Genomic DNA, 16,222 nt, shown 5'->3' with positions numbered 1-16,222 from the left:
TGTCCGAACCTGAATTCTATCCGGCGGCTGCTGGTTCCCCGACCGGCTGTCGATCGTGCTTTCCGTTGCCGTACCCCCGTCAGGAGTGGCTCGTGACTTACCGTGTTCCCCCCGCATCAGGCAGTTCTATCCCCCGGCACATCTGGCTGGCAGGTGCAGCGGCAGGGCTGATCCTGCTGTCGGGATGCAGCAGCAAGGCTCCCGAGGCCGAGGTCGCGCGCCCCGTGATTGCGATGCCGGTCAAAGCGGTGGACGGAGCGCAGTCGGCCCAGTTCCCAGGCGAGGTTCACGCCCGCTACGAGATGCCGTTGTCATTCCGGGTGGCCGGGCAGCTGACGGCGCGCCTTGCCCATCTGGGCGATATCGTGAAGAAGGGGCAGGCGCTGGCCAAGCTCGACGACGCCGACGCCTCCAAGACCCAGGCTTCCGCCCAGGCTGCACTGGATGCTGCGGAGCATCGGCTGATCTTTGCCACGCAGCAGCGCGACCGCGACGAGGCGCAGGCCAAGCAGAATCTCATCAGCCAGCTCCAGCTCGAACAGACCCACGACGCCTATGCATCGGCGCTCGCTGCACGGGACCAGGCCCGGCAGCAACTCGCCCTGGCGCAGAATCAATCGCGCTACACCACGCTGGTGGCCGACCGTGATGGCAGCATCACCAGCGAACAGGCCGAGGTAGGGCAGGTTGTCTCGGCGGGCCAGCCGGTGTTCGGTTTTGCCTGGTCAGGCGATCGCGATGTCTTTATCGACGTGCCGGAAGATCGTCTGGCCGGCATTTCGGTAGGGCAGGCGGCGACGGTCACTTTGCTGGCCTTGCCCGGCAAATCGTTTGCCGGCCGCGTACGCGACATCTCACCGGCCGCGGATCCACAAGCGCGTACCTATCGCGTCAAGCTTGCGCTCGATGAGCCAGGACAACAGTTGCGTCTGGGCATGACGGCGGAAGTATCGCTATCCGCCAAGTCGAATGCCGGTGAAAGCGTGCGCATTGCCGCCACCGCGCTGTTTCATCAAGGGGAGAAGCCTGCCGTGTGGGTGGTGCGCTCCAACGATTCCACGCTGGAACTTCGCCCCGTCACCGTCGTCCGTTACGGCGAGCGCGATGTGCTGGTCGGTGCGGGCCTCCATGCGGGAGAGCGCGTGGTGATGCAGGGCGTGCATGCGGTTTCCGCGGGTGAAAAGGTCCAGCCGATGGCGCCGCTGCATCCCGAGGATGCGCCGCTATGAACGATGAGGGACGTTTCAACCTTTCCGCCTGGACGCTGCGTCACCAGTCACTGGTCTTTTTCATCATGGTGATGGTGACGCTGTTCGGCATGTTGTCGTACAGCCGACTGTCGCAGTCGGAAGACCCGCCGTTCACCTTCAAGGTGATGGTGATCCAGACCTTCTGGCCCGGTGCCGACGCGAAGCAAGTGCAGGAGCAGGTGACCGACCGCATCTCGCGCAAGCTGCAGGAAACGCCATCCATCGATTTCCTGCGCAGCTATTCGCGCCCTGGCGAGTCGCTGGTCTTCTTCAATGTGAAGGATTCGGCGCCAGCTTCCAGCGTGCCCGATACGTGGTACCAGGTGCGAAAAAAAGTCGGCGATATAGCGGCTCAGCTGCCACCAGGTGTGCAGGGACCGTTCTTCAATGACGAATTCGGCGACGTCTACACCAACATCTATGCGCTGGAAGGAGACGGTTTCAACCAGGCGCAATTGCACGACTATGCGGATCAGTTGCGTGCCGAGCTGCTGCGTGTGCCAGGCGTAGCGAAGGTCGATTTCCTTGGCGACCAGAATCAGCGCGTCTTTATCGAGATACCCAACGCGAAGCTGTCCAAGCTGGGCATCAGTCCGCAACAGATCGCGCAAGCCATCAATCAGCAGAATGCGGTGGCCGCAGCCGGCGTGCTGACCACGACCGACGATCGCGTGTTCGTGCGTCCTACCGGGCAGTTCGAAAATCTCGATGCGCTGAAGAACACGCTGTTGCGCATCAACAATCAGACCTTTCGGCTGGGCGATATCGCGACCATCCGGCGCGGCTATGACGATCCGCCCAGCCAGCAGATGCGCTTCATGGCGCAGCCGGTGTTGGGCATCGGCATCACCATGCAACCGGGCGAAGACGTTGTTCACCTTGGCAAGGCACTGGATACGGCTACCGTCGCATTGCAGAAACGCTTGCCGGCAGGGTTGAAGCTGGCCGAAGTCACCAGCATGCCGCATGCGGTATCGCATTCGGTCGACGACTTCCTGGAGTCTGTCGCCGAGGCGGTGGGCATCGTGCTGCTGGTCAGTCTGCTGAGCCTGGGTTTCCGCACCGGCATGGTGGTGGTGATCTCGATTCCCTTCGTGCTGGCGGCGACCGCGCTTTGCATGGAACTGTTTGGCATCGGCCTGCACAAGGTATCGCTGGGCACGCTGGTGCTGGCGTTGGGCTTGCTGGTGGACGACGCGATCATCGCGGTCGAGATGATGTCGGTGAAGCTGGAGCAGGGATGGAGCAGGGTGCGCGCGGCTGCGTTTGCCTATACCAGTACGGCGTTTCCGATGCTCACCGGCACGCTGGTAACGGTCTCCGGTTTCCTGCCGATTGCGCTGGCGAAGTCCGGTACCGGCGAATACACGCGTTCGATTTTTGAAGTCTCCGCGATTGCGCTGCTGGTGTCGTGGCTGGCCGCGGTCGTCGTGATTCCCTTGCTGGGCTATCACATGCTGCCGGAGCATCACGCACGCGCCAAACCCGGTCAGGAGTGGTGGGCGCGCTTCTTTCCCCGTCGCTGGAATGAGGCACGCAGCGCCAAAGCCGCCGCCATCGTGCACCACGAAGGCGATATCGAGATTTACGACACCACGTTCTATCGGCGGTTTCGCGGCTGGGTGAGCTTCTGTCTGCAGCATCGTTTTCTGGTGCTGGCGATGACCATGGTGCTGTTCGTGATCTCGTTGGCCGGATTTGGCCTGGTGCCCAAGCAGTTCTTCCCGAGTTCCGATCGCCCCGAATTGCTGGTCGATCTGCGCTTGCCGGAAGGCGCGTCGTTCGATGCCACATTGAGTCAGGTGAAGCGTTTCGAGGCGGCTATCAAGGACCGCAAAGAGATCGCCAACTACGTCAGCTTTGTCGGCAGCGGCGCGCCGCGCTTCTACTTGCCGCTGGATCAGCAGCTCGCACAACCGAACTTCGCGCAGTTCGTGATTACCGCCAAGGACATCAAGCAGCGCGAATCGTTAGCACGTGATCTGGATAGCTTGCTGCAACGCGACTTCACCGCGGTACGCAGCCGCGTCAGCCGGCTGGAGAACGGACCGCCTGTCGGGTTCCCGGTGCAGTTCCGCATCAATGGCGACGATATCGCCAAAGTGCGCGGCATCGCCGAGCAGGTAGCGTCGGTGGTGCGTGCCGATCCGCGCACCCGGAACGTTCAGTTCGATTGGGACGAGCCGGGCGAGCGTTCGGTGCGCTTCGAGATCGATCAGGTCAAGGCACGCCAGCTCGGCATCACCTCGCAGGATGTGGCCAACTTCCTTGCTATGTCGCTGTCCGGAACGACCGTGAGCCAGTATCGCGAGCGCGACAAGTTGATTGCCGTGGATCTGCGCGCGCCGAAGAACGATCGCGTCCATCCCGATCAGATCGAGCGGCTCGCCATTCCGACACCGAGCGGTGCGGCCATCCCGCTGGGACAACTCGGGCGAGTGAGCTACGGCCTCGAGTACGGCGTGATCTGGGAGCGCGACCGCCAGCCATCCATCAACGTGCAGGCCGATACGCGCAACGGTGCGCAAGGACTCGATGTGACCAACACGCTGGACAAGAAACTCGATGAGGTGCGCAGCCATCTTCCGGTCGGCTATCGCGTCGAGGTCGGTGGCGCGGTCGAGCAGAACCAGAAGGCGCAGGATTCGATCAATGCCCAGATGCCGTTGATGGTGATTGCCGTGCTGACCCTGCTGATGATCCAGCTGCAAAGCATCGGCCGTACCTTCATGGTGGTGCTGACCGCGCCGCTGGGCATGATCGGCGTGATCGGCTCGCTGCTGTTGTTCGGGCAGCCGTTCGGTTTCGTGGCCATGCTGGGCACCATCGCCATGCTGGGCATCATCATGCGCAACTCGGTGATTCTGATGGATCAGATCGAGCAGGATATCCAGGCGGGTCATCCGCGTTGGGAAGCCATCGTCGGCGCGACCGTGCGGCGTTTCCGGCCGATCACGCTCACGGCCGCGGCGGCGGTACTGGCCTTGATTCCCTTGCTGCGCAGTAATTTCTTCGGGCCGATGGCGACCGCTCTGATGGGCGGCATCACCGTCGCTACCGTGTTGACGCTGTTCTATCTGCCGGCGCTGTACGCCGCCTGGTTCCGTGTACGGGCCGACGAACCGGCGCGAGAGGTCGCACCATGAAACATGTCACCACGATGCGCCTCGTGTTTATCGCTGCAACCGTCACTACGCTCGCAGGCTGCTCTTTCGCGCCACCCGCCAAACCGCCGGCTTCGCCCTCGCCGAACAGCTACACGGTCGAGCCCGTGCCTGCGGCGAGTGCCGAGGCGGGCGGTGTTGCGCAGCATTTCAGTCTCGGTGCGCGCGTTGTGCCGGATTGGTGGCGACAGTATGAGTCGAACACGCTCGATGCCTGGGTAGAAGAGGGACTGCGAAACAATCCATCGCTGGACGCCGCGCGGCACACGCTGGAGGCCGTGCATCAACAGTTCCGGGCGGAAGTGGGCGAAGCCCTGCTGCCGTCGCTCGATGCGGGCCTGCAAGCCAACAGACAGCGCGCACTGGGTCTGCCTAAGCTGGGGCCGACCACCAACCTCTATAACGTCTACGCCGGCCAGTTGAATTTGAGCTACACCTTCGACTTGTTCGGTGCGGCGCGCTATGGCGTCCGAGGGGCCGCGGCGCAGGTGGATATTCAGTCGTACGAACTCGATGCAGCCCGGCGCACGCTGGCGGCCAACATCGTGGTCGCCGCCATCAATGCTTCGACGCTTGCCGAGCAGGTCGCTGCCAGCGAGCGGTTGACCACGCTGGCGCGCGAGCAGGCCAGCTTGACCGAGAAGGCCTATCACCTGGGCTCGGCATCGCATGACGACGTGCTGACGGCACAACAAAATGCCGCATCACTGGATGCGACGTTGCCTCCGCTGCGCACCCAGGCGCAACGTGCCCGGCATACGCTGGCCACCTTGATGGGACGCACACCGGATCAGGCGCCCCAGGTGTTGCCATTGGCGCAGCTGCAATTGCCTGCAGACGTTCCCGTCAGTGTTCCGTCCGATCTGCTTCGACAGCGGCCTGACGTTCTGGCCGCCGAAGCCGCCGTGCATGCAGCCTCGGCACAAGTCGGGGTAGCGACTGCCAACCTGTTTCCGCGCATCTCGCTGTCGGCCTCGATCGGATCCGCTGCCTTCAAGGAGTCCGCGCTGTTTACAGGGGCAGGGGCGATCTGGAGCGCAGGTGCATCGTTGGCCCAGCCGATCTTTCATGGCGGCGCTCTGCGAGCGCAACGCAAGGCGGCGATCGCCAATTACGACGCCTCTGTGGCGCAGTACAAACAGACCGTGCTCAACGCCTTCCAGAATGTCGCCGATTCCCTGACGGCTTTGAATCAGGACGCCTTGGCCTTGCAAGCCTCGCAGACCGCATCCGCAGCGGCCGGGCAATCCTTCACCGATACAGGCTCCCGTTACCAGCTCGGTGCGGTCTCATATCCGACGACCATCGTGAGCGAGCAACGCTGGCAGAACGCGAAGCTGTCCGAAATCCAGGCCAGGGCGGCCCGATTGGTGGATACCGCGGCGTTGTTCCAGGCGATGGGCGATGCGCAAAAAGAAACCGAACAGAGATCGTTGTGAGTTTGAGATCGAGGCGAAGCCAGCCACGCGAGACTGCACAGGTTTGGACCGACTTGTTAACTTTGCTATGTGCATCTTGGCAACCTTTTGCTGCTCCTTCCATCGCAATGCACGGGATTCCATGCTTTCTTTGGAATGGACACTCAGCGGCAAAGTTCGGGGGTGCGTCGCTTGCCGGACGGCGTTTTCGAGCAGCTCTTGGAAATTGTAGTGACCGACAAGCTTGCGCAGCTACTGGCTACTGTACGGGCCATGCCGCGAAGTCTCCTACGCATTGTGTAGGTATTCACCTACAGCGCCAGCTATGAGGATTTGTCACGCTGGGACTGGTCTGCGAGTCAGGCTATACGTCGGTGACAGTCGGTGTAGTTGCAGGTGAACGACGTGCAATCGCACAAGCCAATAGGTGAAAAGCCGATGGGTTGAGGCGTTATCGAAAACAGGCGGCATGGGACGTCGAGGGGCGGTCGCCATCCATTCGAACCAGCCACTTTCGTTGCAAGATTTCGGTAGTTGCGTGCCAGATCCGTCGTTCCCCGAACGTGGATCGCGGCGGGACTCTGAAGCCAAGTCGATGAGGTCGGGGAAGCGCCTGAAATTCATTGAATTTCGTCCCTGTCGGGACGGCCAAGTCAACCGATGTCAAGTTGGTCGACTTGCGCACACTTACAACTTTCTGTCGATGGTAGTTTTCTACCGATGAGGTAGCGTGGAGCGCCGCGCATAAGTCCTGCGAGTCGCCGCCCGGCACCGTCGATATCCGGGGGTATGCATTGCCTGTTGGTATGGAGCGTCGGGGGCTCGATGGCGCTTCTGGGGAGATGGACGATGCCGGTCATGCTGGGTCAATCCAATATTTTCGGGCAGATGCGCGCGCAGCTGCACTGTTATGCCCGGTGCGACGTGCAAGTGCTGATCGAAGGCGAGACGGGAACCGGGAAGGAACTCGCCGCCAGGGAAATCCACTACGCCAGCGAACGCAGCGAGCAGCCGTTCGTGCCGGTGAATTGTGGCGCGCTGCCTGACACCCTGATCGAGAACGAGCTGTTCGGGCATGAGCGCGGTGCCTACACCGATGCCAGAAGCGCACAGCCGGGACTGATCGACCACGCGCGTGGCGGTACTTTGTTTCTTGACGAGGTGGATTCGCTATCCATCAAGGCGCAAGTGACCTTGCTACGCTTTCTTGAGAACAACGAATATCGGCCCGTCGGCTGCGGCGTGGCGCGCGTTTCGAGCGCGCGCATCGTCGCAGCCACCAACGCCAATCTAGAGACGCAGGTAGCGGCCGGTCTGTTTCGGCGCGACCTGCAATACCGACTCAACGCTTTGCATGTGCGTCTGCCTCCACTGCGTGAGCGCGGGGGTGATGTACCGATGCTCGCGGAGCATTTCCTTCGGCAAGTTGCCCAGAGGCTGGGCAGGCCTGCCAAGCGATGGACCGATGGGGCTTTGCGGGTACTCGATGCGCACGACTGGCCCGGCAATGTGCGCGAGCTGGAGAACGTCGTATTGCGTGCGTACCTCGGTACGGACGGGGCGGTGATAGACGCCTTTATTCTCGACGGCCTCATCGCATCCGCGCCGAATATTTCATCGAACTCGCCGGCAAAGATGCTCCAGGACGAAACCGAGCTGCGTTACGTTTCCGCGAAGCATAACGCGATGTGTGCGTTTGAGCGCTCCTATCTTTTTGGTCTGATGACGAAGACTGCCGGAAACATCACCGCTGCGGCGCGCCTTTCCGGTACGGATCGGCGGCAGCTCGGTAAGCTGCTGAAGAAGCACCACATCGAGACAGGGGTATTTCGGTAGCGGGTAGTCGCCTTCTCCTCTCCTGCTCGTAAGAGGGTGCCCGGAAAGCGCAAGCCCTTGGCTCCGCCTCTCCGGAAGGCAATCTCGGGTTTCCGCATTTTCTCCGCGGGCAACGGGGGCTTTTGGCATTGCGCAACACCCACGGGTGCGAGTTGACCCACCCGCATACGTAAACCGGGTCAAACCTCACCCGGTTCTCCGCAGCACCATCGTGCGACATCCCCATCTGACGCCATTTCGCTCATCGCGGTGGTTGGCACGGCGATTGCCTGGATCACCTGCGACATGGAGGTGACGCATGAGCCATCGGCAAAACCCAAAGCAAACTGACTGGCGTGAAGTGGAGTGCGCGGTACTGGCCTATTTGGCGCAGCACCCCGATGCCGCCGACACACTCGACGGCATCGTGAGCTGGTGGCTGCCGAAGCAGCGCTACGAAACCGAACGCCAACGCATCGAGAAAGCACTGGACCTCATGGTCGAGCGTGGCCAGTTGCGCTGCGACCGACTTCCCGGCGGCAACGTGCTTTACGCGCTGAACCACGCCGATCACCCGTCGCTGCAGTGACGGACGCACTTCGTCATCCCCGAGGAAGCCGCCATGTCAGCCACCCCAAGTCATCCGGGTATCTATATCGAGGGGATACCCAGCAGTACCCGCGCCATGACGGGGGCGGCCACATCGATGTCGGGCAGCGCGCCACTGGATGACACCACCTGTAACGACGATCCGGATACCGAGGCCGGCGTGTACACGCTGAAGAAGGCGGAGCTGTTTGACCTGCGGTGTTTCCCCGCGGATGCGCCTGGCGGCGACAACAGGGAGATCACCACGCTGCTCGACCGGTTCTCCGATCACTGCGGTATCCGTTGTGGAGCCAGGGGGCAAGCATGCTTTCACATGCTTTGACCATCGTAGCGAACGAACTGGAGCGGCACTTGGCCGACGCTTACGGGCCGCCAGCAGTGTCGCCCCAGGTGCGCCTGGGCAACATCGCCGAGGGCGTGGGTGGCAGCAGTCCCGGAGCGATTCCGCGCGACGTGCTGGCATTCTCGATGATCAACATCCGCGAGGAGAAGACGCTCAAGAACCTGGTCCAGCCCGTGCGCAACGACGCCACCTTGCGCGTGCAGTACCAGAACCCTGCGCTGTACCTCAACTTTCACATCATGGTTGTGGCCACACACACCAGCTATACCAATGCGTTGCTGCTGCTCTCGCGCACCATCAAGTTCTTCCAGTTCAGCAATATGTTTAACCAGGACTCGGTGGCGCCGGATTCGCTAGGAACCAACGCGCCGACCAATCCGCTGGACCAGCTCGAAACCTTCAAGCTGATCTTCGACATCTATTCGCCGACCTTGGAAGAGGTGAACCATCTCTGGGGTACGCTGGGTGGCAAGCAGTATCCGTTCGCGCTGTACACGCTGCGCCTGCTGGAGATGAAGTTCCGTGCTACCCAGGCCGAGGCCGGCCTGATCACCGAGGTGGCGGGCGATACCTCCGCGCCGTCCTTCCGGCAGATGGGCTTGGGGGGCTGAAATGAGCGAGCGCTCGACCACCTCTTACCGCCGCCTGTTCGAGGTGAGGCTGCTGCATCACTACTGGCTGGACGACGGTGGGCAGCGCTTCGACACCCTTGCGGCGGACATGCAGGCCGAGCGCCTGTTGAGCTACGACGTGCGGCCGCTGCTGCGCGTGACTCCGACGCCGTCCACGCTCAAGCAGCTCAGCGGTCTGCGCTGCCTGTTCATGCCAACGGGGCAGGGCTTCACGGTGGCGGCGCCGAGTGAAGCGACGTTCGATGCGGCTGCCACGTTCTCGTTCGCGGTGTCGATCGCCAATGGCGACTGCCTGGACTACACGGCGCTGACCTTCCGCCCACAGACCGTGCAGGAAGCCGCCGATCCCACCGACCTGTCGCCGACCCGGGTGATCTATCGCTACAAGGCGGACGTGCCCGTGTTGTCCAATCTCACCGGGGCCAAGCGCACGCTCGGCGCGGGCCAGGTGCTGTTCCTGTCGCGCGATTATCCGGCGCCCGCCGCCAGCGACGCGGTGGAGGCGATGGTGCTTTCCGCCGGCGCACTGCTGCAACTGACCAGCGACAACCCCGGCGCTACCACCCAGCAGTTGGCGGCCTCCGCCACCGACCTGCCGGTGTTCCTGCATCAGGGCGACGTGCCGGCCATCGTGCCCCCGGCCGGGGTGGTCGGCGCGCCGGCGCGCGGCGTGCAACTGAGTGATGACGTGCCGGACAACGTATTCGCCCTGATCACGCTCACCGCCGTGCGCGCGAGCGATGACGACTTCAGCTTCGTCGATGGCACGGGCGCACCGAAAACGCCTGCCACCGTCTACGAAGTGCGACTGAAGAACCGGTCCACCTGGTGGACCTATCTCGACAAGCAGACCGGCGCGCCTGGCGCCCCCGAAACGCAACCGCTGCCGCTCACGTTCTTCGGCAATGCGGGCACCCGGCAGAAGCCTTCGCAGGGCATCGTGAAGGCGCAGATGAGCGGCGCGCGCATCACGCAGCTCGTTTCGGAGATCTACATCTAGGTCTTCTCACATACGTCCACTGAACCAGCACGCGGAATAGAGGGAGTTCACGGTCATGGCCTACAACACACCTGGCGTCTACGTTGAAGAAATCTCGGCGCTGCCGCCTTCGGTGGCCGGCGTCGCCACGGCGATCCCCGCCTTTATCGGCTACACCCAGCAGGCGACGCTGTATACGGCTGGCGATCTCACGCTGAAGCCGACGCGCATCACCTCGATGGTCGAGTACGAGAAGTATTTCGGCGGCGCCGATCCGGAGGTGAAGATCAAGGTCGCCGTCACCACCGCCACGAATGGCAGCGTCAATGCGGTGGCGACCCTGGCCGAGGCCGATCGCTCCGTGCATCTGATGTGGTACGCGGTGCGGCTGTACTTCGATAACGGCGGCGGGCCTTGCTACATCTGCTCGGTGGCCGATTACAAGGCGCTGGTGCTCACTGAGCTGGAAAGCGGCCTGACCGCGATCGGCAAGGAAGACGAGCCGACCCTGCTGGTGTTCCCCGAAGCGCAGTACCTGGGCATCGCCGACTGCAAGTCGCTGTATGACCAGGCGCTGCAGCAATGCGCGGCGCTGCAGAACCGCTTCCTGATCATGGATACGCATGGCGACACGTTGTCGCTCAACGATCCCGGCACCGACATCGGCGCCGCGGTCAAGAAATTCCGCGACAACGGCACCCCGGCCAACAACCTCAAGTACGGCGCCGCCTACGCGCCGAACCTGGAAACCACGGTGCGCTTCGCCTATGACGACACCCAGACCGATGTGACGGTTGGCGCCTCCCCGGCGGCCAAGCTCAGCACGCTGGAGACCAGCGACAACCAGTCGTACAACCTGGCCATCGGCGCGATCAACAAGCTCGCCTGCAAGCTGCCGCCGTCCGGCGCGATGGCCGGCATCTACGCCGCGGTCGACAACGCGCGCGGCGTGTGGAAGGCGCCGGCCAACCTGAGCGTGGCCGATGCGATCCAGCCGACCATCACCATCGACGGCACCGCGCAGGACACCATGAACGTGGACAGCACGAGCGGCAAGTCGGTCAACGCGATCCGCGCGTTCACCGGCCTGGGCACCCTGGTCTGGGGCGCGCGCACGCTGGCCGGCAACGACAACGAGTGGCGCTACGTCAACGTGCGCCGCTTCTGCATCTTCGCCGAGGAATCTATCCGCCGCGCCACCCGCCAGTTCGTGTTCGAGCCCAATGACGCCAATACCTGGGTCAAGGTCAAGGGCATGATCGAGAACTTCCTCAATTCGCTATGGCGCCAGGGCGCGCTGATGGGTGCGAAGGCCGCGGACGCGTACTCGGTGCAGGTCGGCCTGGGCAGCACCATGACCGCGCTGGACGTGCTGGAAGGCCGCATGGTGGTGGTGGTGGGGCTGTGCCCGGTGCGGCCGGCCGAATTCATCGTGCTGCGCTTCGTGCAGACGATGCCCGTGTCCTGAAGCCGCTCGTCCCGAGTCGATCTTTTCAACAGGAGTTGAGCCATGAGTCAGCAAGCGTATCCCCTGCCGCGATTCCACTTCCAGGTGGACTGGGGCGGCACGATGATCAGCTTCACCGAAGTCACCGGCCTGGTGATGGAGCGGGAGAAGATCGAGTACCGCCACAGCGACAGCCAGGACTTCCACAAGATCGCTCAGCCCGGCCTGCAGAAAACCGCGGCCCTGGTGCTCAAGCGCGGCAAGTTCGAGAAGGACGTCGACTTCAACACCTGGTTCGAGGACGTCGCCGACGATCGCGCCAACAAGCGCCGCGACGTGATCATCCGCCTGCTCAACGAGAAGCATCAGCCGGTGGCGGCATGGAAAGCCTCGCGCTGCTTCCCGCTGAAGGTCACCGCGCCGGACCTGAAGTCCGACGCCAACGAGATCGCCATCGAGAGCGTCGAAATCGCTCATGAAGGCCTGAGCCATATCGACGTCTGACCGCCATGAGCGATTACTACCCGCCCTGGAGCTTCTACTACAAGGTCGAGTTCATGCTCGACAGCAAGCCCGGCCCGGCCGACGCGCGCTTCCAGACCGTTTCGGGCCTGTCCGTCGAGTACGACTTCGAGAGCTTCAAGGAAGGCGGCGAGAACCGCTTCGAGCACAAGCTGCCGGTCCGCACCAAGTACGCGGACCTGGTGCTCAAGCGCGGGATGCTGATGGGCTCGGCGGTGCTGGACTGGTTCACGGCGGCGTTCCGCGATCGCGAGTTCTCGCCTGCGGATATCAACGTGATCCTGATGAACGAGCAGGGGCAATCGCTGCGCACCTGGAACGTGGCGCACGCGATTCCGAAGAAGTGGCTGATCAGCGATCTCAACGCGAACGAAAACAGCGTGGTGATCGAAACCATGGAGCTGTCGTACCGCTACTTCAGCCTGCAGGACGGGCAGTAGTCATCCACCACCAGGGCCATCGGACATGCCGGTCGAGATCAAGGAACTGCACATCCGCGTCGCCGTCTCGGGCAAGCCGCCCGAGGCGCACGGCGGCTCTCCCGGCGCGGCGAAACAGGCTGCGGCGGCCGGTGCGGCGGCGGGCAAGGACGAGCTGGTGGCCGAATGCGTGGAGCAGGTGTTCGAACTGCTCCAGGCGAGAAAGGAACGCTGATGGCCGACTCCGGCAAGCACGGCAAGATGCTGATCCTCGCCTTCGCGGACTCCAAGGCCGCGGAGAACGGCGGGGTGGCCGAGGCCGACGATTCCTTCGAGGCCCTGATCAATCCGGAGACCTACACGCTTTCCTACAAGCTGAAGTTCTCCGAAGGCGGGCAGGGGCACGGCAGCAGCGGCAAGCAGCTGAAGTACGAGTACACCGAGCCCTCGGAGATGGCCTTCGAGTTCCTGTTCGACAACACCGGCATCATCGACGGCGAGCCGCGCGATTCGATCGCCGACGACCTGGTGAAGTTCAAGAAGGTGATCATCGACTACCAGGGCGACGCGCACGAGCCGCGGCATTTCAAGCTGGTGTGGGGCGAGAACTCGATCTTCAAAGGCCGCGTCACCGCGGTGGACATCGTCTACAAGCTGTTCAAATCCGACGGCACGCCGATCCGCGCCACCGCCAAGGTGACCTTCAAGAGCAGCATCGAAGAGGAAAAGCGCGCCGCCAAGGAAAACAAACAGTCGCCGGACCTGACCCACGTGCGGCAGGCGAAGCTGGGCGATACCTTGCCGCTGCTGTGCCAGCAGATCTATGGCGATCCGCGCTATTACCTGCAGGTGGCCGATCGCAACGGCCTGGGCAATTTCCGTGAGCTGACACCCGGGATGACCTTGCGCTTCCCGCCGATCGCCAAGACCCAGACCAGCGGCACGGGAGGTGGGACGTGAGCGATCCGTCCGCCGTCCCCACGCCGGCCACTCCGGATATCTGCACCGTCGAGATCCTGATCGGCGGCCAGGCGATTCCCGGCACCCTGCATGTGCAGTCGGTGACGGTGACGCGCGAGCTCAACCGGATTCCCATGGCGGTGCTGCTGATCGACGACGGCGAAGCATCGAAGGCCACCTTTCCGGCCAGCGACGGCGATCTGTTCGCGCCGGGCAAGAGTATCGAGATCCAGTTCGGCTACCGCTCGCAGAACACCAAGGTGTTCAAGGGCACGGTGGTCAAGCAGCGCCTGAAGGTGCGCAAGAACGGCAGCACGCTCAGCGTGGACTGCTATGCCGACGCGGTGAAGATGACCACCTCGCGCAAGAGCAAGTACTTCGTCAACCAGAAGGACAGCGATATCGCCGGTGCCCTGCTGGACGCGCACGGTCTAGCCAACGATGTCGAGGCGACCAAGCCCGACCTGAAAGAAGTCGTGCAGTACGACGCCAGCGACTGGGATTTCCTGCTTTGCCGCGCCGAGGCGAACGGGCAGGTGGTGCTGGTCGGCGACGACAAGGTCGCCGTGGCCAAGCCCAAGTTCGACGGCGCGCCGGTGCTGAAGCTCGGCTACGGCGCCACCGTACTGGAGTTGGACGTGGAGATGGATGCGCGCTGGCAGAGCAAGGGCATCAAGGCGCTGAGCTGGAAGGCGGCCGACCAGGAGGCCATCCATGCCGATGCCGCCGAGCCTTCGCCGCCGGCCGCCGGCAATATCGCCGCGGCCGATCTGGCCAAGGTGGCCGGCGATGACGTGGACGATATCTTCCACGGCGGCGCGCTCGACGAGGCGCAGCTGCAGGCCTGGGCCGATGCGCGGCTGCAGCGCATGCGCCTGGCGCGCCTGCGCGGCCGTGCGCGCTGCCAGGGTTTCGCCGGCGTGCAGCCGGGGCAGGTGGTGCAGATCGACGGTATCGGCCAGCGCTTCCAGGGCCAGTTGTACGTGTCCGCCGTGCGCCAGACCGTGGCCGGCGGCAACTGGGAAACCGATATTCAGTTTGGCCTGGGTCCGGAGACTTTCGCCGAGACCTACGAGCTGCGTCCGCTGCCCGCCGGTGGCTTGTTGCCGGCAGTGGCCGGCCTGCAGATCGGCGTGGTCACCCAGCTGGAAAACGATCCGGCCGGCGAGGACCGCATCAAGTGCCGTCTGCCGCTGGTCTCCACCAGCGAGGACGGCATCTGGGCGCGCCTGGCCACGCTCGATGCCGGCAAGGGACGCGGCACGTATTTCCGGCCGGAGATCGGCGACGAAGTGATCGTCGGTTTTCTCGGCGACGATCCGCGCTACGCGGTGGTGCTCGGTCAATGCCACAGCAGTGCGCATCCGGCGCCGGAGCCAGCCAAGGACGATAACCAGCACAAGGGTTACGTCAGCCGCGAAAAACTCAAGCTGACTTTCGACGACGAGAAGAAAGTGATCGGCCTGGAAACCCCGGCCGGCAACAAGATCAGCTTGTCCGAAGACGCCAAGGGCATCGTGCTGAAGGACCAGAACGGCAACAGCATCACCCTCGATGGCGACGGCATCACCATCGAGAGCGCCAAGGACCTGGTGTTCAAGGCGAAGAAGGACGTGAAGCTCTCCGGCACCAATACCGAGTTCAGCGCCAAGAGCGGCTTCAAGGCCACCGGCACCGGCACGGTCGAGCTGTCGGGAGCGCAGACCAAGATCAGCGGGGATGCGACCACGGTGATCAAGGGCGGAATAGTGCAGATCAATTGAGCATGACGAACAGAACTCGCCACCTTTCCCGTTCGTCACCCCAGCGAAAGCTGGGGTCCAGCGCCTCTAAGGCCCTGGATGCCAGCTTTCGCTGGAATGACGGTGAGGTGGGTTGAGGGCATCAAGGTGTTGCACCCGTTGCGATGGGTGCGGCTTAGCAAGGGATGCAACGGACGGAATCAGGCCATGGGACTCGCCGCAAGAGTGACCGACATGATCGTCAGCTCCGCCACCTTCGGCGCGCCCGTGCCGATCATCCCGCCGGCTGCGCCGACGGTGCTGATCGGCGGCCTGCCGGCGGCGCGGATGAGCGATGGCTGCGGCCTGGACGTGATTCTGCTGGGCTCGATGACGGTGCTGATCGGCGGCCTGCCGGCCGCGCGCATCGGCGATCCCACCGGCGCGGGCGGCATGGTCAGCGCGCCCGGCTGTCCCACCGTGCTGATCGGAGGCTGAGGCCATGGATCTGGATTTTCTCGGCAGGGGCTGGTCATTTCCGCCGGACTTCAGCGGAGCGGTGCCGGGCGTGGCGATGCTGGAGGATGAAGCCGATGTCGCTTCGAGCCTGCATGTGCTGCTGAGCACGCGGCCGGGCGAGCGGGTGATGCAGCCGGCCTACGGCTGCAACTTGAGCGAGCTGCTGTTCGAGAGCCTGGACACGCGGATGAAGACCCTGATCGCCGACAAGATCGAGTCGGCGGTGCTGTATTTCGAGCCGCGCGTGACGCTGGACCAGGTCACCCTGGACGACAGCGACATCGCCGAGGGCGTGGTGCTGATCCAGGTCGCCTACACGGTGCGCTCGACCAACTCGCGCTTCAACTTCGTCTATCCGTACTACATCCGCGAAGGCACCGACATCAATCTCACCACGACCAACCTGCTGCCGGACAACAGCTGA

At 63.3% G+C, this 16,222-nt stretch carries 16 protein-coding genes; all 16 read left to right on the top strand.

Annotation, left to right across the window (positions count from 1 at the left end):
* Positions 1 to 92: 92 nt before the first annotated feature.
* On the top strand, positions 93 to 1,229 hold the full coding sequence (locus BUA26_RS13390) for an efflux RND transporter periplasmic adaptor subunit (RefSeq protein WP_255368344.1): 1,137 nt from the start codon (positions 93 to 95) through the stop codon (positions 1,227 to 1,229).
* Positions 1,226 to 4,396, top strand: a complete 3,171-nt coding sequence (locus tag BUA26_RS13385; protein WP_072761315.1) for an efflux RND transporter permease subunit — start codon at positions 1,226 to 1,228, stop codon at positions 4,394 to 4,396. Before BUA26_RS13390 ends, BUA26_RS13385 begins: the two co-directional genes overlap by 4 nt.
* Positions 4,393 to 5,853, top strand: a complete 1,461-nt coding sequence (locus BUA26_RS13380; protein WP_255368343.1) for an efflux transporter outer membrane subunit — start codon at positions 4,393 to 4,395, stop codon at positions 5,851 to 5,853. The genes BUA26_RS13385 and BUA26_RS13380 overlap by 4 nt, the downstream gene beginning before the upstream one ends.
* 828 nt (positions 5,854 to 6,681) lie before the next feature.
* Entirely contained in the window at positions 6,682 to 7,668 is a 987-nt protein-coding gene (locus BUA26_RS13375; RefSeq protein ID WP_072761313.1) for a sigma 54-interacting transcriptional regulator, read from the top strand.
* 298 nt (positions 7,669 to 7,966) lie between these two features.
* Positions 7,967 to 8,236 carry a hypothetical protein gene (locus tag BUA26_RS13370; protein ID WP_072761312.1) on the top strand — a complete coding sequence of 90 codons (270 nt, stop codon included), beginning with the start codon at positions 7,967 to 7,969 and terminating at the stop codon, positions 8,234 to 8,236.
* Between the two features lie 33 nt (positions 8,237 to 8,269).
* A complete protein-coding gene (locus tag BUA26_RS13365) occupies positions 8,270 to 8,578 on the top strand; it encodes a hypothetical protein (protein ID WP_072761311.1) in 309 nt (102 codons plus the stop codon).
* Positions 8,560 to 9,210 (top strand): Pvc16 family protein, encoded by a 651-nt coding sequence (locus BUA26_RS13360; RefSeq protein WP_072761310.1) that lies wholly within the window; start codon positions 8,560 to 8,562, stop codon positions 9,208 to 9,210. Before BUA26_RS13365 ends, BUA26_RS13360 begins: the two co-directional genes overlap by 19 nt.
* 1 nt (position 9,211) lies before the next feature.
* Complete coding sequence (locus tag BUA26_RS13355) at positions 9,212 to 10,231, top strand: hypothetical protein (RefSeq protein WP_072761309.1); 1,020 nt, start codon at positions 9,212 to 9,214, stop codon at positions 10,229 to 10,231.
* 55 nt (positions 10,232 to 10,286) lie between these two features.
* On the top strand, positions 10,287 to 11,678 hold the full coding sequence (locus BUA26_RS13350) for a phage tail sheath family protein (protein WP_072761308.1): 1,392 nt from the start codon (positions 10,287 to 10,289) through the stop codon (positions 11,676 to 11,678).
* Positions 11,679 to 11,720: 42 nt separating this feature from the next.
* On the top strand, positions 11,721 to 12,161 hold the full coding sequence (locus BUA26_RS13345; protein ID WP_026636669.1) for a phage tail protein: 441 nt from the start codon (positions 11,721 to 11,723) through the stop codon (positions 12,159 to 12,161).
* A 5-nt stretch (positions 12,162 to 12,166) separates the two neighbouring features.
* Positions 12,167 to 12,619 carry a phage tail protein gene (locus BUA26_RS13340; RefSeq protein WP_072761307.1) on the top strand — a complete coding sequence of 151 codons (453 nt, stop codon included), beginning with the start codon at positions 12,167 to 12,169 and terminating at the stop codon, positions 12,617 to 12,619.
* Positions 12,620 to 12,644: 25 nt separating this feature from the next.
* On the top strand, positions 12,645 to 12,833 hold the full coding sequence (locus BUA26_RS13335) for a DUF5908 family protein (RefSeq protein WP_072761306.1): 189 nt from the start codon (positions 12,645 to 12,647) through the stop codon (positions 12,831 to 12,833).
* Complete coding sequence (locus tag BUA26_RS13330) at positions 12,833 to 13,558, top strand: CIS tube protein (RefSeq protein ID WP_072761305.1); 726 nt, start codon at positions 12,833 to 12,835, stop codon at positions 13,556 to 13,558. Before BUA26_RS13335 ends, BUA26_RS13330 begins: the two co-directional genes overlap by 1 nt.
* Complete coding sequence (vgrG, locus tag BUA26_RS13325) at positions 13,555 to 15,321, top strand: type VI secretion system tip protein VgrG (protein ID WP_072761304.1); 1,767 nt, start codon at positions 13,555 to 13,557, stop codon at positions 15,319 to 15,321. Before BUA26_RS13330 ends, vgrG begins: the two co-directional genes overlap by 4 nt.
* A 186-nt stretch (positions 15,322 to 15,507) precedes the next feature.
* Entirely contained in the window at positions 15,508 to 15,777 is a 270-nt protein-coding gene (locus BUA26_RS13320; protein ID WP_072761303.1) for a PAAR domain-containing protein, read from the top strand.
* 4 nt (positions 15,778 to 15,781) lie between these two features.
* A complete protein-coding gene (locus tag BUA26_RS13315) occupies positions 15,782 to 16,222 on the top strand; it encodes a GPW/gp25 family protein (RefSeq protein WP_072761302.1) in 441 nt (146 codons plus the stop codon).

This window comes from Rhodanobacter sp. OK091 (assembly GCF_900142825.1).
Classification (GTDB): domain Bacteria; phylum Pseudomonadota; class Gammaproteobacteria; order Xanthomonadales; family Rhodanobacteraceae; genus Rhodanobacter.
The sequence above is the reverse complement of the archived record's forward strand: the minus strand, read 5'-3'. Positions and strand labels throughout refer to the sequence as shown.